This window comes from Dehalococcoidia bacterium, assembly GCA_040902535.1.
In the GTDB taxonomy this organism is placed as follows: Bacteria; Chloroflexota; Dehalococcoidia; order DSTF01; family JACRBR01; genus JBBDXD01.
On the sequence record JBBDXD010000018.1, the window covers coordinates 1 to 19,576 of the forward strand.

At 66.2% G+C, this 19,576-nt stretch carries 23 protein-coding genes; 15 read left to right on the plus strand and 8 right to left on the minus strand.

What is annotated here, in order from left to right; all coding sequences use genetic code 11:
- From WEB52_08180 to WEB52_08190, 3 genes are all read right to left on the minus strand, one after another.
- Positions 1-717, minus strand: a 717-nt coding sequence (locus WEB52_08180) for a serine hydrolase domain-containing protein (GenBank protein MEX2226411.1), incomplete at its 3' end; no start/stop codon positions are given.
- Positions 714-1,490, minus strand: a complete 777-nt coding sequence (locus WEB52_08185; GenBank protein ID MEX2226412.1) for a class I SAM-dependent methyltransferase — start codon at positions 1,488-1,490, stop codon at positions 714-716. The genes WEB52_08180 and WEB52_08185, both read right to left, overlap by 4 nt.
- Positions 1,480-2,772, minus strand: coding sequence for a glycosyltransferase family 4 protein (locus WEB52_08190; GenBank protein ID MEX2226413.1), 1,293 nt, complete (start codon positions 2,770-2,772; stop codon positions 1,480-1,482). The genes WEB52_08185 and WEB52_08190 overlap by 11 nt, the downstream gene beginning before the upstream one ends.
- 98 nt (positions 2,773-2,870) lie before the next feature.
- Between WEB52_08190 and WEB52_08195 the strand changes: the two genes are divergently transcribed.
- Together WEB52_08195 and WEB52_08200 are read left to right on the plus strand one after the other, a co-directional pair.
- Positions 2,871-2,999 carry a hypothetical protein gene (locus WEB52_08195; GenBank protein ID MEX2226414.1) on the plus strand — a complete coding sequence of 43 codons (129 nt, stop codon included), beginning with the start codon at positions 2,871-2,873 and terminating at the stop codon, positions 2,997-2,999.
- Positions 2,972-3,400 (plus strand): Fic family protein, encoded by a 429-nt coding sequence (locus WEB52_08200; GenBank protein ID MEX2226415.1) that lies wholly within the window; start codon positions 2,972-2,974, stop codon positions 3,398-3,400. Before WEB52_08195 ends, WEB52_08200 begins: the two co-directional genes overlap by 28 nt.
- Here WEB52_08200 and WEB52_08205 read toward each other — a convergent pair.
- The gene (locus WEB52_08205; protein ID MEX2226416.1) at positions 3,395-4,516 is read right to left on the minus strand and encodes a tyrosine--tRNA ligase; all 1,122 of its coding nucleotides are present in this window, start codon (positions 4,514-4,516) and stop codon (positions 3,395-3,397) included. The two genes, WEB52_08200 and WEB52_08205, sit on opposite strands and share 6 nt — an antisense overlap.
- A 108-nt stretch (positions 4,517-4,624) precedes the next feature.
- Between WEB52_08205 and WEB52_08210 the strand changes: the two genes are divergently transcribed.
- Complete coding sequence (locus WEB52_08210) at positions 4,625-4,915, plus strand: hypothetical protein (protein ID MEX2226417.1); 291 nt, start codon at positions 4,625-4,627, stop codon at positions 4,913-4,915.
- Between the two features lie 12 nt (positions 4,916-4,927).
- Here the strand turns inward: WEB52_08210 and WEB52_08215 are convergent, their stop codons facing one another.
- Entirely contained in the window at positions 4,928-5,641 is a 714-nt protein-coding gene (locus WEB52_08215) for a hypothetical protein (GenBank protein ID MEX2226418.1), read from the minus strand.
- 111 nt (positions 5,642-5,752) lie between these two features.
- Between WEB52_08215 and WEB52_08220 the strand changes: the two genes are divergently transcribed.
- Positions 5,753-6,955 (plus strand): crosslink repair DNA glycosylase YcaQ family protein, encoded by a 1,203-nt coding sequence (locus WEB52_08220; GenBank protein MEX2226419.1) that lies wholly within the window; start codon positions 5,753-5,755, stop codon positions 6,953-6,955.
- A 101-nt stretch (positions 6,956-7,056) separates the two neighbouring features.
- Positions 7,057-8,211, plus strand: a complete 1,155-nt coding sequence (locus tag WEB52_08225) for an MFS transporter (GenBank protein MEX2226420.1) — start codon at positions 7,057-7,059, stop codon at positions 8,209-8,211.
- Here WEB52_08225 and WEB52_08230 read toward each other — a convergent pair.
- Positions 8,149-9,702, minus strand: coding sequence for an MFS transporter (locus WEB52_08230; protein MEX2226421.1), 1,554 nt, complete (start codon positions 9,700-9,702; stop codon positions 8,149-8,151). The genes WEB52_08225 and WEB52_08230 overlap by 63 nt on opposite strands.
- Positions 9,703-9,756: 54 nt before the next feature.
- The gene (locus WEB52_08235; GenBank protein MEX2226422.1) at positions 9,757-10,314 is read right to left on the minus strand and encodes a DUF1003 domain-containing protein; all 558 of its coding nucleotides are present in this window, start codon (positions 10,312-10,314) and stop codon (positions 9,757-9,759) included.
- Positions 10,315-10,699: 385 nt separating this feature from the next.
- Here WEB52_08235 and WEB52_08240 point away from each other — a divergent pair, with 385 nt between their 5' ends.
- From WEB52_08240 to WEB52_08265, 6 genes are all read left to right on the plus strand, one after another.
- Positions 10,700-11,494 (plus strand): enoyl-CoA hydratase-related protein, encoded by a 795-nt coding sequence (locus WEB52_08240; protein MEX2226423.1) that lies wholly within the window; start codon positions 10,700-10,702, stop codon positions 11,492-11,494.
- Positions 11,495-11,573: 79 nt separating this feature from the next.
- Positions 11,574-12,026: a DinB family protein gene (locus WEB52_08245; protein ID MEX2226424.1), complete on the plus strand. Its 453-nt coding sequence runs from the start codon at positions 11,574-11,576 to the stop codon at positions 12,024-12,026.
- A 121-nt stretch (positions 12,027-12,147) separates the two neighbouring features.
- Positions 12,148-12,900, plus strand: coding sequence for an aldolase/citrate lyase family protein (locus tag WEB52_08250; GenBank protein ID MEX2226425.1), 753 nt, complete (start codon positions 12,148-12,150; stop codon positions 12,898-12,900).
- Between the two features lie 290 nt (positions 12,901-13,190).
- Entirely contained in the window at positions 13,191-14,057 is an 867-nt protein-coding gene (locus WEB52_08255) for a CAP domain-containing protein (GenBank protein ID MEX2226426.1), read from the plus strand.
- 196 nt (positions 14,058-14,253) lie between these two features.
- Complete coding sequence (locus WEB52_08260) at positions 14,254-14,415, plus strand: DUF5670 family protein (protein MEX2226427.1); 162 nt, start codon at positions 14,254-14,256, stop codon at positions 14,413-14,415.
- Between the two features lie 190 nt (positions 14,416-14,605).
- Positions 14,606-14,941, plus strand: a complete 336-nt coding sequence (locus tag WEB52_08265; protein MEX2226428.1) for a hypothetical protein — start codon at positions 14,606-14,608, stop codon at positions 14,939-14,941.
- An 81-nt stretch (positions 14,942-15,022) separates the two neighbouring features.
- Here WEB52_08265 and WEB52_08270 read toward each other — a convergent pair whose 3' ends face one another.
- On the minus strand, positions 15,023-15,775 hold the full coding sequence (locus WEB52_08270; protein MEX2226429.1) for a response regulator transcription factor: 753 nt from the start codon (positions 15,773-15,775) through the stop codon (positions 15,023-15,025).
- A gap of 245 nt (positions 15,776-16,020) precedes the next feature.
- On the opposite strand from WEB52_08270, the gene WEB52_08275 reads away from it, so the two are divergent.
- From WEB52_08275 to WEB52_08290, 4 genes are all read left to right on the plus strand, one after another.
- Positions 16,021-16,482: an SRPBCC family protein gene (locus WEB52_08275; GenBank protein ID MEX2226430.1), complete on the plus strand. Its 462-nt coding sequence runs from the start codon at positions 16,021-16,023 to the stop codon at positions 16,480-16,482.
- Positions 16,483-16,716: 234 nt separating this feature from the next.
- On the plus strand, positions 16,717-17,556 hold the full coding sequence (locus tag WEB52_08280; GenBank protein MEX2226431.1) for a hemerythrin domain-containing protein: 840 nt from the start codon (positions 16,717-16,719) through the stop codon (positions 17,554-17,556).
- A 134-nt stretch (positions 17,557-17,690) separates the two neighbouring features.
- On the plus strand, positions 17,691-18,647 hold the full coding sequence (locus WEB52_08285; GenBank protein ID MEX2226432.1) for an alpha/beta hydrolase: 957 nt from the start codon (positions 17,691-17,693) through the stop codon (positions 18,645-18,647).
- Positions 18,648-19,568 carry a TIGR03564 family F420-dependent LLM class oxidoreductase gene (locus WEB52_08290; protein MEX2226433.1) on the plus strand — a complete coding sequence of 307 codons (921 nt, stop codon included), beginning with the start codon at positions 18,648-18,650 and terminating at the stop codon, positions 19,566-19,568.
- Positions 19,569-19,576 lie beyond the last annotated feature (8 nt).

A 19,576-nucleotide genomic window follows, 5' to 3' on the forward strand; every position in this document is an offset into this window, starting at 1 on the left:
CCCCCCCCGCCCCCCCCCCCCCCCCCCCCCCCCCCCCCCCCCTGTCATGCCCCACTGGCGCACTAGCGACGCCTGCAACGACGGCAACACGTTATGCCCGGCGGCGGTGTTGTGGAGCAACGCCTCTTCCGGCAGCGTGACCGTGTGCTTGACGCCGAGCGGCTCAAGCAACCGTGCCTTGAGCGCGGCGTCCCACGTCATGCCCGTCAGCACCTCGATGATGCGGCCGAGCACGACAAAGCCGGCGTTGCAGTACGACCACATGGCGCCGGGCGGGAACAATTGCGCCAGCGTCGCGGAGGCAGCGACATAGCGCTGCACGGCGTCATCGCCGCGGCCGAAGTCATCGAAGAAGTCGCCATCGACGCCGCTGGTGTGCGTCAGCAGGTGGCGGATCGTGATCGCCGGCGTGGCTTTCGGATCGCCGAAGCGCAGGTCGGGCAGGTAGGTCGACGGCGGCGCATCGAGGTCGATGCGTCCTTCGTCGACGAGTTGCATGATCAACGTGGTGGTGTAGACCTTGGTGATGGAGCCGATCTGGAACAGCGTGTCGGGTGTCGTCTTGACGCCGGTGTTGACGTTGATCACGCCGGAAGCTGCGGACTGCAACTCGTCGCCGTGCATCCAGGCGAGCGTCGCGCCGGGGACGCGATAGCGCTCCGCCCACGTCGCGAGCCGCTCTTCCATCTCCGCCGCGGACGGTAGTTGGGCGATCATGCTTCGATCCCCACCGGCGTGCTGCGCGCTTCGGAGGCAACGTCGCGGGGGGCGGCGCGCTTGCGGCCGTACAAGATCAGGTCCTTGCCGATCACGAGGCTGGCGACCGTCTCGATGTACTCGAGCATCTTGATGCGACGGTTGTGATGCTCGTTGATCAGCTTCCAGGTCAGACGCACAGGCGGGAAGTTTTCGTTCGGCAGGCCGTGGATGCAGCGGAGGAACCAGTAGAGACTTTGCGACGCGTGGCGGCGGCGTTGGAACTCCACCGTCATGCCGTGCTCCTCGAGGATGGCGCGCATTTGGCCGGGCCGGTACCAGCGCACGTGGCCGCCCGGCGAATGCCAGTACTCCCAACTCAGCGACCAGTAGGCGCGTTCGGGCCAGTACGCCGGCACGCTGACGACGACCTGCGAACCGGGGCTCGTGACGCGCAGGAACTCCGCTATGCTGCGCCGGTCGTCAGGGACGTGCTCGAACGTCTCGGTGCAGAGTGACTTGTTGAATGTGCCGTCCTTGAAGGGCAGGTTCTGCGCGTCGCCGACGATGAAGTCCGCGCGGCCCTTCGCCAGGCCCTTCGACTTGAGGTCGTCGTACATGAACTTCGCGGCGTGCAGGTCTTCGCGCGAGATATCGACGCCGATCACGTGGCCGCCGTGCCGCGCGGCCTCGAGCGTGTGGCGGCCGTTTCCGCAGCCGAGGTCGAGCACGCGGTCGCCTGCTTCGAGTGGGAAATGACGGCGGAAGTCGACGTTGACGATGTTATCGGGCATCGGCGGCTCCGGTGGCGCTCATGGCGAAACTCCTGCGCTTCAGCGGCATCACCTCTTCGTAGACGGCGAGCGTCTCCTCGGCGGTCTTGCGCCAGTTGAAGTTATCGATGATGCGCTGCCGCGCCGCGCCGGCGATACGGGTGCGCAGCGCGTCATCGTGCCACATCGTGCGGATCGCTGCCGCAAGCGCGCGGGGATCGCGCGGCGGCACGAGCCACGCATGCTTTCCGTGCTCGGCGATCTCGCGGTAGGCGCCGATGTCCGTGCCGACGGCGGGAGTGCCGCACGCCATCGCCTCTGCGAGGGGCAAGCCGAAGCCTTCGTGGACGGACGCCGTGACGAACAACCTGGCCTCATTGTAGTGCCGGACGAGCGCGTCGGTGGGCACGCGGCCCGTGAAATCGACGATTGAATTGAGGCCGAACTCGTTGACGAGGCGCGGCGCCATCTTGAGCAACCACTTGTAGTTGTCCACGAACGTGACGCGGAAGTCCATCTCGTCCTTGAGGATGTTTACGGCTTCGAGGAAGAAGCGGGCGCCCTTGTTGCGGTCTTCGGAGTTGCCGACGTAGAGCAGCTTGTCGGGCTGGCGCTCGACGCCGGGCATCGGCCGGAAGGTGTCGGTGTCGATGCCGTTGTGGACGGTGCGCACATTCGCGGGGTCGAGGCCGAAAGCCTCCTCGACGTCGGCGCGCGACGTCTCCGATACGACGATGACGCGGTCGACGCTCTTTGCGGCCAGCTCCTGCATGATCCACGGCGACCAGAGGATGCGGCGGGCCTTCTCGTAGACGGTGCGGGACTGGCGCAGGGCGTTGCGCAGGTCGTACGACAGCGGGTGGTGGATCGTCGCGACGAGCGGGAAGCCCGAGCGGTGCATGGCCCAGATGCCGTAGCTCAGCGTCTGGTTGTCGTGTACGACATCGAAGCGGTGCTCGCGCGACAGCTCGCGCAGTTTGAAGTACGCGCGCACGCTGAAGTTCGCGAGCAGCGATGACAGGTTCACGCGCGTGGACGCGAACTCGTAGAAGTTGACGGGGTGAAAGTAGCTGAGTGGGGGCCGGTTGTAGACGAAGTCTTTCTTGTAGTGATGGTACGTCCAGTAGCTGTAGTCGCGGATGTTGTGCGCCGTCACGCCCTCGGCGAGCGTGGGGTACGGCGGGCCGGCGATGACGTGCACGTCGTGACCCATGCGGGCGAGTTCGCGCGTGAGGTAGTGCAGGTAGACGCCCTGGCCGCCCGAATACATGTTGCCCTGGTACATGAGGAAGCAGATCTTCACGCCGGGGCGCCCTCCCGGCGCCGCCTTATCCTAGCGGAGCGCCTTCGGCGGCGTCGATGATAGAATGCGAGCGCCGCATTCGAAGCGGGAGGACTCACATGGCCCTGCAGAAGAAGGATATTCAGCTTAGGAAGGCGGAACGCCCAAACTTTGAGAAGGCGGACGAGGCGCTGAAGCAAATCCTTCGGGAGAACGCCGAGTGGCTGAAGGAGATGGCCAAGCGGTAGCTTGGCTTGACGAGCTGGTGGCGAAGATACGCGACTGGCACGAACAGATAATAGAAACGTCGGGCGCTGCTGGCGAGCACACCGCCCGACTTCTTGCATGCTGCGCGAGGCCGTTTCAAGGTGGTGTTCACGGCGACTACTTTCCTAGCGATGTGGAGAAGGGCGCCGCCCTGTTTCACGGGATCATCTCAGGTCATCCGTTTGTCGATGGGAACAAACGAACCGCGACCTTGGCGACGACTCTTTATCTCATAGCGTCCGGAGTCTTGGACAATACACCGTCACCGCTGCATTTCCGCATGCTCGGCGAACTGGCGGTTGCCGTTGCGTCGTCGAGAACGACGGTCGAGGAAGTGGCCGACTGGCTGGAGCGCATCCTGGGGCCGTTCGAGTCGCTATAGCCCCGTCAGCGCTTCCAGCTCGTCGAGCAGCGCGCGCTCGTCCGGCTGCTCGAACGCGCGCCGCGCCGGCGCCAGCGTCTCGACGAGCCAGTCCGCGACACCGTTCTTCAGGTCGGCAGGGTGCAGCTTCCCGGACATGAAGGCTTCATCGACGTCGTCGGCGGCGCCGAACCGCAGGTCGCCGCCGTGCTCCTGCTTGCGGGCAATGCGAAACTCGCCGTCACGCGGGAAGACGAGTTTGCGCACCCAGTCGAGCATCGGGTTGAACTGCACGGAGTCGGGCGGGCAGAACGCTTTACGCACCTTGGTGCGGATGTCGTCTTCGGAGTCGTGTACGAAGAGCGCCGAGTTCTTATCCGACTTGCTCATCTTCATCGATGCCCAGTAGTCGGTGAGGTCCGCCTCGGGCGGCGGCCACATCGACGGCTTCTTGAGCCCGAGGAGGATCGGGTGGTGCACGCACACGGGCTTGATCTGCTCGCCCTTCGCATCGAGGAGCGGCGAGACGCGCATCTTCGACGCGACGTCGCGGGCGATGACGTGCGCCTTCCGCTGGTCCATGCCGGCGTGCGCCAGGTTGATCTGCATCGAAAAGATGTCGGCGACCTGCATCGCCGGATAGATCAGCTTGGCGAAGTCCACGGACTCGCCCTCGCGGCGGCCGAGGATCGTGATGCTGCGCTGCATGCGGGCGAGCGTAATGTTCTTGCTGACGTCGATCAGCGTCTCCCAGTAGGCGTCGTTGTTATGGTAGAGGTCCGAGCCCAGCACGAAGGTCAGTTTCGCGGGATCGCCGCCGAGCGCCGCGAACGACGCCTTCAGCCCCTCCTGAAAATAGCCGGCGGCGACGCGGCGTATCGTCTCGCGGTCGCCGCCGAGTTTGTCGTTGATCCAGGAATGCCAGTCGGCGAGGAAGATCGTGCAGTGCGCGCCGGCATCGACGAAGTCCTTGACCTTCGACATGCAGACGAGGCCGGTGCCAAGGTGGATCTTGCCGGAGATCTCGAATCCGATGTAGTGCCGGATCGGCGTGCCGGACGCCACGAGACGGTCGAGGTCGTCGCGCGTGAGCACTTCATCGAGGTTGCGGCTGATCGTGGATGCGGCGTCGGGCATGTGATTCACCTACGCCGCTGTGTATACCAGATTGGACGGCGCGCCGAACGGCATCGCTGCGATTCGCCGATGGGCGACGTGGCGTAGGATGACGGCGAGGAGGGACGTATGAAGCAAGACCGCAAGCTGCCGCGCCCGTTCGACATGCACTGGGGGAACGGTGACATCATCGAGGAAGCGTCGGCGAGGTACGAGCATTCCGAGGCGGCGATCCAGCTCCTGGAGTACACGGACCCGGAGCACGCCGGTTACCTGACGATCCGCTTCGCTCACTACAGCCCTGACGGCCGCTTTCAGCGCAGTCCGTTGATGGTCGGCGCGGACGGGATCGCCGATCTGCGCAAAGCGCTCGACTCGACGCCGAAGCTCCGGGCGTTGCTCAAGAAGCTGGTCGGATAGTCACGGGCACTGCTAGAGCCGCGGTCGGTCGACGGCCACAGACGACTCTTCAGACGTGAGAAGGAACCGCGACTCAGCGGGCCACGTCACGCGCAGGCCCGCCCATGACATCACTGTGAACCCGAGCAGGAAGAGGCCCCAGCGGAACTGAGAAGGACGCACCGCCTCAACCGCTTCTCGTCCGTCGGGGATCGCCGCGATCGCATCCGCCATGAAGACGTAGAGGCAGATCGCGATGCCAAGCGCTGCAATGCCGACGTTCGTGCGGTCCAGGCGCCACGCGATGCCGCGCTCTGCCTGTAGCACGGCGGCCGCCCCGCCGAGGCACATCATGGCGGCGATCATGGACGGGGCGAGCACGGGCCCCCACCACGGCAGCGGCAGCAGGAACAGCACATCCCAATCGAGCGGCGATGTCGGCCAGCCCTCGAACAGCGCCAGCCAGAGGTAGTAGGCGATGTCCCATATTCCGAACGCGAACACGAAATAGCCGATGCCGTCCTGTAGTCGCCGGCCCGCGAGCAACCCCACCATCAGCAGCATCACCATGGTCGCCGCCTCGCGACTGAGCTCGATCGCGACGAGCCGGTCGAACTCGCGCGGCAGATCACGCACGAGGTCTTCGATGCCGTAGACCTCGCGCAGGTAGGCGACGACGGCCGCCTCGACGTTCGCCATGGCGATGGCAAACGCCGCGACGAGGGCGAGCTTCATGGGAGTGCTCATAGTGGCGGGGAGTATAACGGAGCGAACCCTGGTCGACGAAGGATGACGGCACTCCTGTCAGATACTGTCGAAGCACAGTCCCCGGGCGGCGCACGCGAGTACACTGCCGCGATGGCCACCCGGTCGCGCGCCGTATCCGCTTCGCCGCCGCTCGAGCTGAGCATCGAGGATGCGCGCCTCATCGCGCTGCGCGCACAGGGCTTGACGATCAGCAAGCGCGCGCCACGCAGCGTCGGCGAGGTGTTGCGACGCACGGGCGCGGTCCAGCTCGACACGATCTCGGTGCTCGCGCGGTCGCATGAGCTGGTAGCGTACGCGCGGCTGGGCGCGACGCCGCGGGAGACCGTCGAGGACGCGTACTGGGGTGCACCGGCGCGGGCGTTCGAGTATCACGGGCACGCGAACTGCATTCTGCCGGTCGAGCTGTGGCCGTACCTCGCGTTTCGACGCCGGGCAGGGCTTCGACAGTGGCCGAACGTCAAGGGCCGCGCGATCGACGAGGTGCGCGCGCGGCTCAAGGACGGCCCGATCACCGCCAGCGACGTCGGAGGGGCGCGGGCGAGCAGCGCCGGCTGGTGGAACTGGTCCGACGCGAAGCGGGCGCTCGAAATGTTGTACCGGCTCGGCGAAGCCGTCGTGACGACGCGGCGCGGATGGAAGCGCGTCTACGACCTCGCCGAACGGGCGCTTCCGCCCGAGGTGCTCGCGCACGCTGCGACGGACGAAGAGTGCTATCGAGAGCTTGTCCGCCAGTCGGCGCGGGCGATGGGGATCGGGACGCGACGCGACATCGCGCGTTATTTCCAGCTCACGACCAGGTATGCCGGCAACGCGACTGACGCTGTTCGGCTCGTCGACGCAGCGATCGCGGACGCCGGGTTGCAGGTCGTGCGCGTCGACGGCTGGGCGGAGCCGGCGATCGTCGCGCCGGAGATGCTGCGAGCGGCGCGCGGTGAACAGCATCGAACGACGCTGCTATCGCCGTTCGACTCGCTGGTGTGGGAGCGCGAACGCACCGAGAGACTGTTCGGCTTCACGTTCTTGCTCGAGGCGTACAAGCCCAAGGACCAGCGCATTCACGGCTACTTCACCATGCCGCTGCTCACGGGCGGACGCCTGGCAGGGCGCGTCGACCCGCAGCGTTCGGGCCGCACGCTCATCGCGCGTTCGCTCTCGCTCGAAGATCCGGACGCGGTCGACGCCATGGCGTCGGCGCTGCGCGAGGCGGCGACGTGGGTTGGCTGCGACGAAGTCCGCGTCGAGCGCGCCCAGCCGTCGCGACTGAAGCGAGAATTGGAACGCGCGCTGCGTTAGCGTGCCGGCGCACGCACGAACGCATCGAGCGCAGAGCGCAAGCCGCGATGCCTTTGCGGCGGCGTCTCCCGGGCAACGATGGTCGCGGATACCCTGCCAGCGTGGACGAGCGCGACTACCGGTTGCTGCACATCGCCGCATATGCGGCGTTGTTCGTGATTGGCATGTACGCGGCTTCGTTCGGGCCGGTCTTCCCGTTCCTCGCAGACGACCTCGACATTTCCGTCGACACCGCGGGGCTGTTGCTGACGGCGCTGTTCTTCGGCTCGATCCTCGCGTCGTCATCGATCGCGATTGCGCTGCACGGCCGCGACATGCGACGGCTGACGACGCTGGGGCTGGTAGCGATGGTCGCCGGCGTGACGACGATCGGCCTGGCGCCGAACCTCTGGGTCGCGTTGATCGGCGGCGCGGTGCTGGGCGCGGGCGACGGACTGGTGATCGCGGCGCTGCACATCCTGATGGCGATCACGTCGCGGGAGCCGGCGAGAGCGATCAGCCGGCTGAACCTGTGGTTCGCCGTCGGAGCGTTCGCGGGTCCGTTGTGGGCCGGCGGCATCCTGCAGACGACGGAAGAGCGCGCGCTGGTGTACGGCGGCATCGGCGTCGTCGCGGTGATCGCGCTCGTGCTGATGTTGTTGGCGGAGGCGCCGTCGCACGACGTCGTGGCGCCGCGCGAGGAGAAACTCGCGCTCCCGGGCAATCCCACGGCGTGGTTCATGGGCGGCGTGCTGTTCCTGTACGTCGGCGCGGAGTTCGGGCTGGGGACGTGGGTCTCCGAGTATGCCAAGGAGACGACGGATGCCAGCGTCTTCGGTGCGGCGGTGCTGACGTCGGGCTACTGGGGCGCGCTGGCGCTCGGCCGGGTGGCGAGCACGTGGTACTTCTCGCGGCAGCGTGACGCATCGATCTTGCTGCTGGTTTCCGTGGGCGGCGCCGGCATCTCGGCGCTGGTGCTGGCGCTTTCGACGGGCAATCTTGCGATCAGTGCGGCGGCGGCGTTCGGTGCGGGCTTCTTCCTGGGACCCGTGTGGCCGACGACCGTGGCGATCGCATCTTCGCGTGGCGCGGTCGCCGGCACGACGGCGGCGACCGTCACGATGGGCAATGCGGGCGGACTGGCATTGCCGTGGCTCCAGGGCAAGATCCTGGTGGGCGCGGGGCCGGCGCAAGGCGTGGCGGTCACGGCCGTCTTATGCGCGCTGATGTTCGTCGCCGCCAGCGTGTTCCGGTTCCGTCGCGAGACGGCTGGCTAATTCTTCGTCCGGATTGCCGACGGGAACGTCGGACTCTTCCCAGAAGGATGCAAGCACGTCGAGACGGCGTGCGGGCGCGGCGCCGCCGAAGACAACGCTCAACTCGATGAGCGCGAATGCGGCGGCGCCCAGCAGGATGGGCGACACGATAAGCACCGTCTCGACGTCGACGACGGTCGCCAGCGCGCCGAGCGTGAGGAGCGGGACGATGGCGGTACCGTTCTTCAGCACGCTCTGCAGCGCAAACGCACGGCCCTGGTACGACAGCGGCACGCGGCGATTGATGTAGGTCTGGACGGACGTGGTCGTGAGCGTGAAGCCGAAGCCAAGCGCGATCGCAATGAACCCGGCGGTGCGCAGCCGCGATCCCAGGTCGATGTCCACGATCGCCAGCAAGCGCAGCGGGTTGATCGGGTCGAGCGCCAAAGCCAGGTCATCGCCGACGAAGCCGAGCAGCATCAACGCGCCGCTGATCAGCACGAATCCGGCAAGCGCGACGCCCCGCTCGCCGAGCAGCCGTATGAGACGCGGAGCGGCGAGGAGCGCGACGGCGAGGCCAAGCGCCGTCGGGGCGAAGACGTACACCGAGTCGGCAGGGTCGACGCCGATCACCGAACTGACGTATCGCGGCGCGAGCACCTGTACCACGATGTTCGCCGTGCCCGCGAGCACGGCGACGACCATCATCGTCGCGACGGCGCGCTCGTGAATGATCCACGTGATAGTGCGACGCACGTTGACTTGCGGGCGACGCCAGTTCATGCGGCGCGCGCGTTCGGGTGTGGCCAGGTCGAAGACGCGTGACGCGGCGAGCAACAGCAAAACCCCGGCCACGTAAAACACAACATCGACTCCGAACGCACGGACGAGCACGGGCGCAAGCACCGCCGTGCCGAACGCCGTGCCGAGGTTTGACGAGAGGGTCACCAGCGATGCCGCGCTCGCCAGTTCCTCGTCCGAAGCGACAACCGGGACCACGGACGACTCTGTCGGGCCGGAGACCTGGCCGAGGACGTTCACCGCAAAGATGAGCAGGATCGTCTCCGTGAGGCCGGTGCCCAACAAGAAGGGCACGGCGAAGCAGAGCGCGGCCTGCAGGTTGTACACGAACGCCAACGCGACGCGTTGCGGCAATGCATCGGCGACGGCGCCGCCGTACAGGCCGAAGAGCGCAGGCGGCACGAGGGCTGCCACGCCGACGAGCGCCGCGTCGAAGGCGCTGCCGCCGTCGCGGACGATCGCCACGATGGCGCCGAACGCGAGCGCCTGCTGGCCGGCATCGGAGAGGAAGCGCGAGGCCATGATCTGCTGGAAACGCGGGTTGCGGGCGATCGATGTCTCGGGCAGGAAGAACCAGAGCAGCCGAAACGCCCGGTGCTGGCCGTGATCGAGGATCGCATCGGCGCGGAGATACGCGCTGCGGACGCGCCGGCGTCCGCCGTCCAGCGGATCGCGCCGCTCGGTGGGCGGAGTCGGCGTACCATCGCTCATGAGCGGGAGTGTACTCGGGTCGAAGGGGCCTACGAGTGGTTTACCGTGGAGACGCTACTTAGCGGCGGCGCCGTTTTTCCCGTTTTCCTTCTCGCGGGCATCCGCTTCATCGATGGCATCGGCGAGGTCGGCGACGTGCGTCTTGCTCTCCATGTCGCGCAGTTCGGGATCAGTGGGATCCGGCAGACCAAGATGATTGTGGATCTGGGCGACGAGCTGGATAACCCGCGTCAGCTCTCGCTCGGCGATGACGTTGATCTGGAGGTCGACGCGAGCGCGGCGGTCGGCGGCCGCGGCCTGGCGGTTCTGCGATACGAGGACGAACGTCGAGAGGAAGATCGCTTCGAGTGAGACGATCATCGTGAGAAAGCCGAAGGGAAAGGCATCGAACCGGAACGGCGCGCCGGGGGCGTTGAGCGCCATCCAAACGGTGAACCAGATGGCATGGAGCCCGATGAACAGCATGCTGCCGCCGAACGCCGTAATGCAGTCGGACAGCACCTCGCTGCGGCTCTGCGGCGCGGAGGCAGCTTCGAGGCGCGCGATCTCCTCTACCGAGTCGGTGATGTGGCCCTTGGTGGGGCTGACCGGCGAGCGTGAGCGAAGGGGCACGCGTGTGCGTGCCCCCAGATCTCGTGGCGTCGCATCGGGCGACGCGTCCGGCACCCTAGGCGACGCGTCCATCCTGACGCATCGAGTTGCCTCGTCGCGGTAACCGGATAAACGCGGCTCGCACCTTCACCTCGTGGCGTGGTTCGGGCGAAGCCTTGCGGTCTTTGGGCGCGTCGGCGTTGCGCATGGTCTGCGTTGCCATCCCTGCCATTACCAGGACTCCAGTCAAGCTGACATCCCCCGCGGTGGATCGCCATTATGACCGGGGCCGCTTGCGCTGGAATGCGATCGAACCGGCAGACGCATCGCATTCTCATATACATCCCGCTCGGTGCCATCGCGGCATATGCTAGACGCCTGGCTTCGACGAAAGGAGGTGCGGCGGATGGCCGTACGCTACGAACCGAAAGGGCGCATCGCGTGGGTCACGCTGGACCGCCCGGAGGCGCTGAACACCTTCGACCGGGCGATGCACAACGAGTTGCACGATGCATGGCTCGCGTTCCGGGATGACCCCGACGTATGGGTCGCCGTCGTGACGGGGGCGGGCGACCGCGCGTTTTCGGGCGGGGCCGATGTGCGCGGCTTCGGGCGGCAGCCTGATCCGGAGGAGAAGCGCCCGATGGGGCCAGCGCGGCACATGTGGGAGACACGCTTCGACTGGGACCTGCAGGGCGGCCTTGAAGTGTGGAAGCCGACGATCGCGGCGATCAACGGATATTGCATCGGCGAGGGGCTGACGTTCGCGCTGGCGTGCGACCTGCGGATCGCGTCGGAGCGGGCGCGCTTCGCGTATCCCGAAGTGCAGATCGGCATCCCGACGATCGCCGGAGCGGTCCGCGCACCGCGTGTCGTCGGGCTCGGCGCGGCGCTCGAACTCTTGCTCATCGGCGACCGCATCGATGCGCAGCGGGCGTACGACATGGGGCTGGTGAACAAGGTCGTGCCGCACGAAGAGTTACTGGCGGAAGCGGGGCGCTGGGCGGAGCGCCTGGCGCGCAACGCCCCGCAAGCGGTCGCCGCGACGAAGGAAGTCGCGGTGCGATCGCAGGCGATGTCGTTCGCAGACGCGTTGCGCATGGGCGAGGCGATGCGCAAGATCGCCGGGTCGACGGACGATGCGCGAGAGGGCATACGGGCGTTTCGCGAGAAGCGCGATCCTGAGTACCACGGCGTTTGATTGGTCGCCTGGTCGCTAGTTGCTGGTCGCTGGTCGCTGGTCGCAGGTGAGGCGTGATGGATGAGAATGCGGGAACACCATGGCCGAAGACAAAGACGAACTGCTACAGCACTACCGGTGCACACGCGAGGAGTTGATCGCGGCGATCGGCGGTCTCAGCGATGAGTTGCTGACGGAACCGTCGCTCGACGGATGGTCGGTGAAAGATCACCTGGCGCACCTCGCGACGTGGGACGAAATCCGCGCGCAGGAGGTGGCGCGCATTTCAGCCGGTCACGACTCGGCGTGGCGGATGACCGGCGACCAGGACGGCGCCTACAACGCGCTTGCACACGATCTGCGGCGGGCGCTCTCGCCTGCGCAGGTGAAGTGGGAGTTGGAGACGTCGAGGCAGCGGCTGCTCGACGCGATCTCGTCGGCGACGGCGCGCGGGCTGGAGTCGTCGCTCTACGGCGAGGCGGGCTTGCGAAGCATGCACGAGGCACAGCACGCGGGATGGATCAAGCGCTGGCGGGACGAGAAGGGCGTGTGATTGCGGGCAGTCGGAGTGCGGAAGTCAGAAGTCGGGCGGACGATAGATCGAAGACGGTGGAGGCCCGAGCGGTGTCGAGTGGAGGTCGCAGATCGATCAGTCGATCGGTATGGAGGGGTAGATGCGGAAGAACGCGTGCAAGGTGAAGTGGCGCAACGGTCAGCCGGCGTACGGCGCGTGGCTGATGATCCCGAGTTCGATTTCGGCGGAGGCGGTGGCGCACCAGGGGTACGACTACGTGTGCATCGATATGCAGCACGGCTTCATCGACTACCAGGTGGCGGTGACGATGCTGCAGGCGATCAGCCTGGGTGAGTCGACGCCATTCGTGCGCGTGCCGTGGAACGACTTCAGCATGATCAACCGCGTACTAGACGCGGGCGCGATGGGCGTCATCATCCCGATGGTCAACAGCGTCGAGGAGGCGAGGGCCGCGGTGGCCGCGTGCCGCTACTTCCCCGACGGCGGGCGCAGCTACGGACCGTCGCGGGCGAACTGGTACGCCGGCGCGGACTACTTCGACCATGCCAACGAAGAGGTCGCCTGCGTGCCGATGATCGAGACGGCGCAAGCCGTCGAGCGGCTCGACGACATTCTCGCCGTGGCGGGCATCGATGCGGTGTACGTCGGGCCTTCGGATCTCAGCGTGACCTACGGACAGCCGCCGCGGCCCGATAACGAGGGGAAGTTCGAGGATGCGCGCATGAAGATCGCGAAGGGATGTGCGGCGCGCGGCGTGACGGCGGGGATCCACGCAAACGCGTCGCTGGCGGCGAAGCACGTCGAAGCGGGGTATCGCATGATCACGGTGTCCGCCGACATCGCCTGCTTACAGCAGCGCGCGGCGGCCGACCTTGCGCAGGCGCGCGGGTAACGCTGACGAGCGGCCACATATTTTCGAGCCCGCGCCGACTATCGATCTGAAGGGGTTGGGTCAGGCCGAGACGCGCCGAGTCCGTCTTCGGGCGGGTGCGGCGGGGAATTGCGACTCGGTCCGCCCAGCAACAAGCGCCGCCGGGAGCGATACGTTCGGTCTGCCCCTCCCGCGGTCGTGATCGCCGCCAGCGGCGACCCGGCGGCTTACTCACTCCATCGTCCGAGTGCCGTTTGACTTCCCTTCAGGGAGCCGCCGGCCCGGTCGATGATCGAACCGGGGTCAGCTTCATGTACACGCGGACCATCGAGGGCTCGCTGCGCGCGGTGCTCTGCACGTCGCTGCTCGTCGCGTTGTTTGCGATCGGGCTGACGCGCGACACGCCGCGGGCGCAAGCGGCGGGCGACTGCAACATCAACGAGACCGTCGACGCAGAGGAGCAGGCGTTCCTCAAGCTGATCAATCAACATCGTGCGCAGAACGGGCGGGCGCCACTCGGACTGTCGTACACGTTATCGCGCGCCGCGGCGTGGAAGTCGAAAGACCTGGGCGTCAACGCCTACTTCGCGCACGACGACCTGAACCGCACGCGGGCGCAGCGCATCCGCGACTGCGGCTACCGCTACAACACCTACCTCGGCGAAAACATCGCTGCCGGCGTTTCGAGCGCACAGGCGGCATTCGACCTGTGGAAGAACAGCAGCGGCCACAACGCGAACATGCTCGGGTCGAACTACACGACGATCGGCATCGGGCGCGAGTACGTCGTGGGCAGTCCGTACGGCTGGTACTGGACGACCGAATTCGGCGGCGTCGACGATGGATACGCAACGATCGCGCAGCCGGCGCCCGTCGCCCCCCTGCCACAGCCTGACGCGGGCGGCGATGAGCAAGACGAAACGCCACCGGAACTCTCACTTCGAGTACGCGGCAAGGGCCGTACGTTGACCGTGACGGCGAACGCCTCCGATGCCGGCGGCGTCGAGCGCGTGGCGTTCTGGGCCGATGGCGTGCTCGTGAAGACTGACCGCCGGGCGCCGTACGAAGCCCGCATCCGCGTGCCGCGCAGGGGCACGTCGCAGGTCGAAGCGCGCGCCTATGACCCTGCGGGCAACCTCACGATCGAACGGGTGACCGTCGGCGCTCAGCGTCGCTAACGGGACTCGGTTCCCGCGTAGACGCTCGCTCCTCACGAGCAGATTCCTCCTTCACAAGCCTCCCTACCTATATGCCCCTGTAACCAGCGGATACAGATACGTGGCCGCGGCGATACGCGTCAACGGGCATATTCGTAGCAGGGCAAACGCCGTTGTCGGCCACCTGAGTGGGCCGGTGGCCAGGAAGGGAGGGAACATGGCTTCCTTATTGTGGCTGGTTTTCGCGGTGCTGCTGGTCCTCTGGCTAGTGGGCTTCGCGGTGAACTGGGGCGCGTTCATCTGGGTGCTGCTCATCGCGGCACTCGTCATGCTGGTGGTGAACCTGGTCAGCGGGACGCGCACCGGAAGGTGGTATTGACGCTTGAGCGAAGGCACAAGCTGGTCTATCCCGATTCATCGCAGTTTCATTGCGGCGATGCGACCGAATTGAAAGGCGCCGCACGCCGGCGTATCGCCGGTGTAATCGCAGCCGCCACATAGTTGTGGGGTAACACCGCTCAACGCCACGGGAAGCGTAGATGCGCCTCCCGACAGGTAAGGAGGAGACAATGCTGAGAAGCATCATCACGACGTTGTTCGCGCTCGCATGGGCGGCCGTGCTGGTGTTGACGGGCGGGCGCTTCCTGGCGCTGCTCTTCGACGCGAACCGCGGCAGCGAGATCATCGACCGGCTCTACCGGCATAGCGACTTCTGGGTCAAGCCGTTCTTCGGGATGCTTGACCTGGCGAACAAGACGGTCGAAGACACCGGCGGCATCTTCGAGCCAGCTTCGCTGATCGCGTTCATCGTGTACTTCGTGGCGGGGCTGCTGATCATGGGCCTGCTGACCGCGAACTACGGATTCATCGGCGGCGGCTCGCGGCGCCACGCGCACGACGCCTAAGCTGACGATCGCGAAGACGCAGAAGACGGCCCGTTTCCATACGGGCCGTCTTCGCTTCTGGTGGCGGGACCTTGGCTGGCGTCAGGCTTCGACACCTATGTCAACTTCTTCTTCTTCCTCGGCGGACTGCGCGTTGCCGTCCTCGATCCCGAGGTCGAACATGTAGCCGATGCCCTGGAAGGTCTTGATCAGCTTCGGCTGTGACGGCTCTTCTTCAAGCTTGCGACGCAGCCGCGACACCCAGACACGCAGGTACTGGAGGTCGTCGCGGTACTCGGGCCCCCAGACTTTGCTGAGCAACTCCGCATTCAGCATGATCTTTCCCGCGTTGGCAGCCAGGTGCTGCAACAGCATCCACTCGGTGCGGGTGAGCGTCACGAGTTCGCCGTGGCGCTTGACGAGCCGCCGGTTGAGGTCTACTTCGACCGCGCCCGCGTGGACAACGTTCTCGAGACCGGCAGACCCGAGGGCGCGCCGCAAGACGGCGCGGACGCGGGCGCTGAGTTCTTCGGGGCTGAAGGGCTTGGCGAGATAGTCGTCGGCGCCCATCTCCAGCCCGCGCACCTTGTCCGCGTCGCTGCCCTTGGCCGTGAGCAGGATGACGGGGATGTTGGTGCGCTCTCGCAGTTTGCGCATCACTTCGAGGCCGGTGATGTCCGGCATGACGATATCGAGCAGGACGATATCGGGGCGGTGTTCTTCTGCCATGCGGAGGGCCTGCTCGCCGTTCTCGGCAGTGACGACGCGGAATCCCTGCGTCGAAAGCTCGAGTTTGATCAGGCGCAGGATCCCCGCTTCGTCGTCTACCGCAAGGACGAGTGGTTCAGCCGACATGCATGTACTCCTTTTACCCCCGTTATTCCGCAACGTCCCTGATCCTACGCCGGGGGCCTCCGGCGAAGGGTACAAGAGGTCGATGGGGATATTTCAATCTCGTATCAGGAACGGCGATCAGCGCACAAACCGGGCGCGGCATCCGCGAGCAGCCTGACATTTGCGCAGGCCGCTCCGCAACGTCAGTTCGAGCGGCCCCGGCGTACGATAGATGCCGAGACACGTTAACACGCAAGGAGGAAGATATGGCGACGATCGAGAAGTCGATTGAGGTCCAGGTGCCGGTGCGCACGGCGTACAACCAGTGGACCCAGTTCGAAGAGTTCCCGCGATTCATGGAAGGCGTGAAGGAAGTACGCCAGGTCGATGACACGCACCTCCACTGGGTCGCCGACGTCGGGGGCAAGACGGAGGAGTGGGACGCACGGATCACAGAGCAGTCGCCGGACCAGCGCGTCGCCTGGACGGCTGAATCGGGCAGCACGAACGCCGGCGTCGTCACATTCCACAAGCTCGACCCGGAGACGACGCGCGTGATGCTGCAGATGGAGTACGACCCTGCGGGCGTCGTCGAGACGGTGGGCGACAAGCTGGGATTCGTCTCACGCCGCGTGGAGGGCGACCTGGGCCGCTTCAAGGAGTTCATCGAAGAGCGCGGGCGCGAAACCGGCGCCTGGCGCGGAGAAGTGAAGCAGGATAACGGTTAGCAGCGCTCGTCCGAACAACAACACACAGAGAGGCCGGCCATACCGGCATCTGTGCGTTTTTCCACATGTGACGTGTTCGACACACACGCACTCGCGGCCGTTATCGGAGCGGAAGCATGTACATGGCATCATCGTTCGGGCTTGTGAGTATGAGACACGACGGATCGATTTCACGGCGCGTCGCACATAATGCGACGTCGCGCACTGAGTCCGCATCAGCATAGGAGGAGAATGATGCCCGACGCCCTGCAAGTGCTCCGCGAGGACCACAACAAGGTCAAGGAGATGTTCCAGCGCTTCGAGAGGAGCGACGATCGCTCGGAGAAGAAGAAGATCGCCGAAGAAGCGATCATGGAGTTGGAAGTGCACGCGCAGATAGAAGAGGAGATCTTCTATCCGGCGATGCGCAAGCAACTCGGCAACAATGAGTTGCTGCACGAAGCCGAGGAAGAGCACCACGTGGCCAAGATGCTCATGGAAGAGCTGCAGACCATGCGCCTCAATGACAAGACGTTCGACGCCAAGTTCACCGTCCTCGCCGAGAACGTGAAGCACCACATCGGCGAAGAGGAAGGCGAGATGTTCCCGAAGGCGACGGAGGCTGGCCGGGCGGTGCTCGACCGCGTCGGCCAGCAGCTCACGGAACGAAAGGTTGCGTTGATGGACGAGATGCGGAGCGCGCCGCGCAAGCGCCGCGCTGCGACAGGTTCGCGCAGCGGAGCGCGGACGCGCACCGGCCGCACGGCCCGCACGACGGCAGGCAGCCGCACGACAACGACGTCGCGGACGCGGCCCGGCGCGGCGAAGCCCCGGACGAGCACCGGCACGCGATCGACGTCCGCAAAGCGGACCACGCGCGCCGCGTCAGGGCGGACGACGCGCGCGGCCGCTGGCACGCGCTCGCGAGCGGCGACGACGCGTGGCACGCGTTCGAGCCGGACCTCCACAGCACGCGGGACGCCGCGTTCGGCGGCGACGCGATCGCGGACGGGCGGCTCGACGCGTGCGCGCACGACATCGACCAGCAAGCGCGCCACGACGAAGCGCGGGACGGGGTCGCGCAGCCGCCGGTAAAAAGCGCGGGAGCAAAGTCCCCAGGGGGGCGCAGCCGATGGCCGCCCCCCCTGTCATTGGCTGCGCGAATTGAGCCTACGCCGCCGATCGCCGATAGTTGGCAGCCTGAACACTATGCAGGAAGGGCGGCTGGCTTGGCGGACATCACGCATCGCACCATTCGGACCAACGGCATCGACATGCATATCGCGGAGGCCGGATCCGGGCCGCTCGTGCTGATGATCCACGGTTTTCCCGAGCTGTGGTATTCGTACCGGCACCAGATACCGGCCGTCGCGGACGCCGGATTCCACGCCGTCGCGATCGACGTGCGTGGCTACGGCGGCACCGACGCGCCGGCGCCGATTGAGGCCTACAGCATGAAGAACATGACGGCGGACGCCGTCGGCGTGCTGGACGCCCTCGGCGAGCAGACGGCCGTCGTCGTCGGGCACGACTGGGGCTCGCCGATCGCGTGCAACAGCGCCGTGCTCTACCCGGAACGCTTCCGCGCGGTGATCGGCATGAGCGTGCCGTACTTTCCACGCTCGCCCGCACCGCCGACGCAGCTCTTCAAGCAGGCATTCGGCGACACCTTCTTTTACATCCTGTACTTCCAGGATCCCGGCGTCGCCGAGGCTGAACTCGAAGCCGACGTGCATCGCTCGATCACGGGGTTTCTCTACGCGGCCTCCGGCGATGCACCGCAGGAACGCACGAACTGGATCAAGCCGCAGACCGCGAAGTTCCTCGACGGCATGCCGGTGCTCGAGACGCTTCCCGCATGGCTCACCGAGGCGGACATTCAGTATTTCGTCTCGGAGTTCGAGCGCACCGGCTATCGGGGCGGCCTGAACCGCTATCGAAACATGGACCGCGACTGGGAAGAGTTGCCGCAGCTCGAAGGCGCGAAGGTGCAGCAGCCGGCGCAGTTCATCTACGGCGATCATGACGGTGTGATCGCGATGAACCCGGCGGGTCCCGAGATCATGAAGCAGAACGTGCCGAATCTGCGCAGCATCGTGAAGCTGCCGGGAGCCGGCCACTGGACGCAGCAGGAGCGGCCCGACGAGGTCAACGCTGCGATCATCGAGTTCCTGAAGGTGTTGTAAATGCGCATCGGCATCATGCTTCCAGATAGAGCGGCTTCGATCGGCGCGATCGTCGACTCGATCGTTGACGTGGAGACGGATGGGTTTGACGCCGCGTGGTTCGGGCAGGTCTTCGGATCGGACGTGATGACGGTGATCGCGATGGCGGGAGCGCGCACGTCGCGCATCGAGATCGGCACGTCCGTGGTACCGACGTACACGCGCCACCCCTGGGTAATGGCGCAGCAGGCGTTGACGGTGGGGGCGGCGACGCAAGGCCGCTTCACGCTGGGGATTGGTCTTTCGCACGCGCCGGTCGTCGAGGGCATGTGGGGCCTGTCGTACGAGAAGCCGGCGCGCCATATGCGGGAATACCTGTCCGTCCTGCAGCCCCTCCTCACGGAAGGACGCGTCGCGTTCAGCGGCGACGTGTTCAAGACGGCGGGGAGCCTGGCGGTGCCCGGTGCCCCCAAAGTGCCGGTGCTGGTCGCCGCGCTCGCGCCGAGGATGTTGAAGATCGCAGGCGAACTGACTGACGGCACGGTGACCTGGATGACCGGACCGAAGACGATCGCGACGCACATCGTGCCGAAGCTGACGGCGGCGGCAACGGATGCGGGCCGCGCGGCGCCACGCATCGCGGCGGGTCTGCCGATCGCGGTGACCGACGATCTCGCCGCGGCGAAAGAGCGGGCGGCGCAGGCATTCGTCGTGTACGGCCAACTGCCCAACTACCGCAGGGTGCTGGACAAGGAGGGAGCGGCGGGGCCGGCAGACGTGGCGATCCTCGGCGACGAGGCGGCGGTCGAACGACAGTTGCGAGAGTTTGCGAGCGCAGGCGCGACGGACTTGTTCGGCGCCGCGTTCCCGGTCGGCGACGACGCGAAGGCATCGCTCGCGCGGACGCGCGCGCTTCTCAAGTCGCTCGTCGGCAAGATCTAGCGGAGGCC

What these genes read in the sequence shown, in the direction of transcription:
- WEB52_08205 (MEX2226416.1), bottom strand. Translation starts at nt 4,516, where the DNA reads ATGCCCGACGCCGCATCCACGATCAGCCGCAACCTCGATGAAGTGCTC.
- WEB52_08210 (MEX2226417.1), top strand. Translation starts at nt 4,625, where the DNA reads ATGAAGCAAGACCGCAAGCTGCCGCGCCCGTTCGACATGCACTGGGGG.
- WEB52_08245 (MEX2226424.1), top strand. Translation starts at nt 11,574, where the DNA reads ATGGCCGAAGACAAAGACGAACTGCTACAGCACTACCGGTGCACACGC.
- WEB52_08270 (MEX2226429.1), bottom strand. Translation starts at nt 15,775, where the DNA reads ATGTCGGCTGAACCACTCGTCCTTGCGGTAGACGACGAAGCGGGGATC.
- WEB52_08230 (MEX2226421.1), bottom strand. Translation starts at nt 9,702, where the DNA reads ATGAGCGATGGTACGCCGACTCCGCCCACCGAGCGGCGCGATCCGCTG.
- WEB52_08195 (MEX2226414.1), top strand. Translation starts at nt 2,871, where the DNA reads ATGGCCCTGCAGAAGAAGGATATTCAGCTTAGGAAGGCGGAACGCCCA.
- WEB52_08255 (MEX2226426.1), top strand. Translation starts at nt 13,191, where the DNA reads ATGTACACGCGGACCATCGAGGGCTCGCTGCGCGCGGTGCTCTGCACG.
- WEB52_08215 (MEX2226418.1), bottom strand. Translation starts at nt 5,641, where the DNA reads ATGAGCACTCCCATGAAGCTCGCCCTCGTCGCGGCGTTTGCCATCGCC.
- WEB52_08260 (MEX2226427.1), top strand. Translation starts at nt 14,254, where the DNA reads ATGGCTTCCTTATTGTGGCTGGTTTTCGCGGTGCTGCTGGTCCTCTGG.
- WEB52_08275 (MEX2226430.1), top strand. Translation starts at nt 16,021, where the DNA reads ATGGCGACGATCGAGAAGTCGATTGAGGTCCAGGTGCCGGTGCGCACG.
- WEB52_08240 (MEX2226423.1), top strand. Translation starts at nt 10,700, where the DNA reads ATGGCCGTACGCTACGAACCGAAAGGGCGCATCGCGTGGGTCACGCTG.
- WEB52_08250 (MEX2226425.1), top strand. Translation starts at nt 12,148, where the DNA reads ATGCGGAAGAACGCGTGCAAGGTGAAGTGGCGCAACGGTCAGCCGGCG.
- WEB52_08220 (MEX2226419.1), top strand. Translation starts at nt 5,753, where the DNA reads ATGGCCACCCGGTCGCGCGCCGTATCCGCTTCGCCGCCGCTCGAGCTG.
- WEB52_08290 (MEX2226433.1), top strand. Translation starts at nt 18,648, where the DNA reads ATGCGCATCGGCATCATGCTTCCAGATAGAGCGGCTTCGATCGGCGCG.
- WEB52_08185 (MEX2226412.1), bottom strand. Translation starts at nt 1,490, where the DNA reads ATGCCCGATAACATCGTCAACGTCGACTTCCGCCGTCATTTCCCACTC.
- WEB52_08280 (MEX2226431.1), top strand. Translation starts at nt 16,717, where the DNA reads ATGCCCGACGCCCTGCAAGTGCTCCGCGAGGACCACAACAAGGTCAAG.
- WEB52_08265 (MEX2226428.1), top strand. Translation starts at nt 14,606, where the DNA reads ATGCTGAGAAGCATCATCACGACGTTGTTCGCGCTCGCATGGGCGGCC.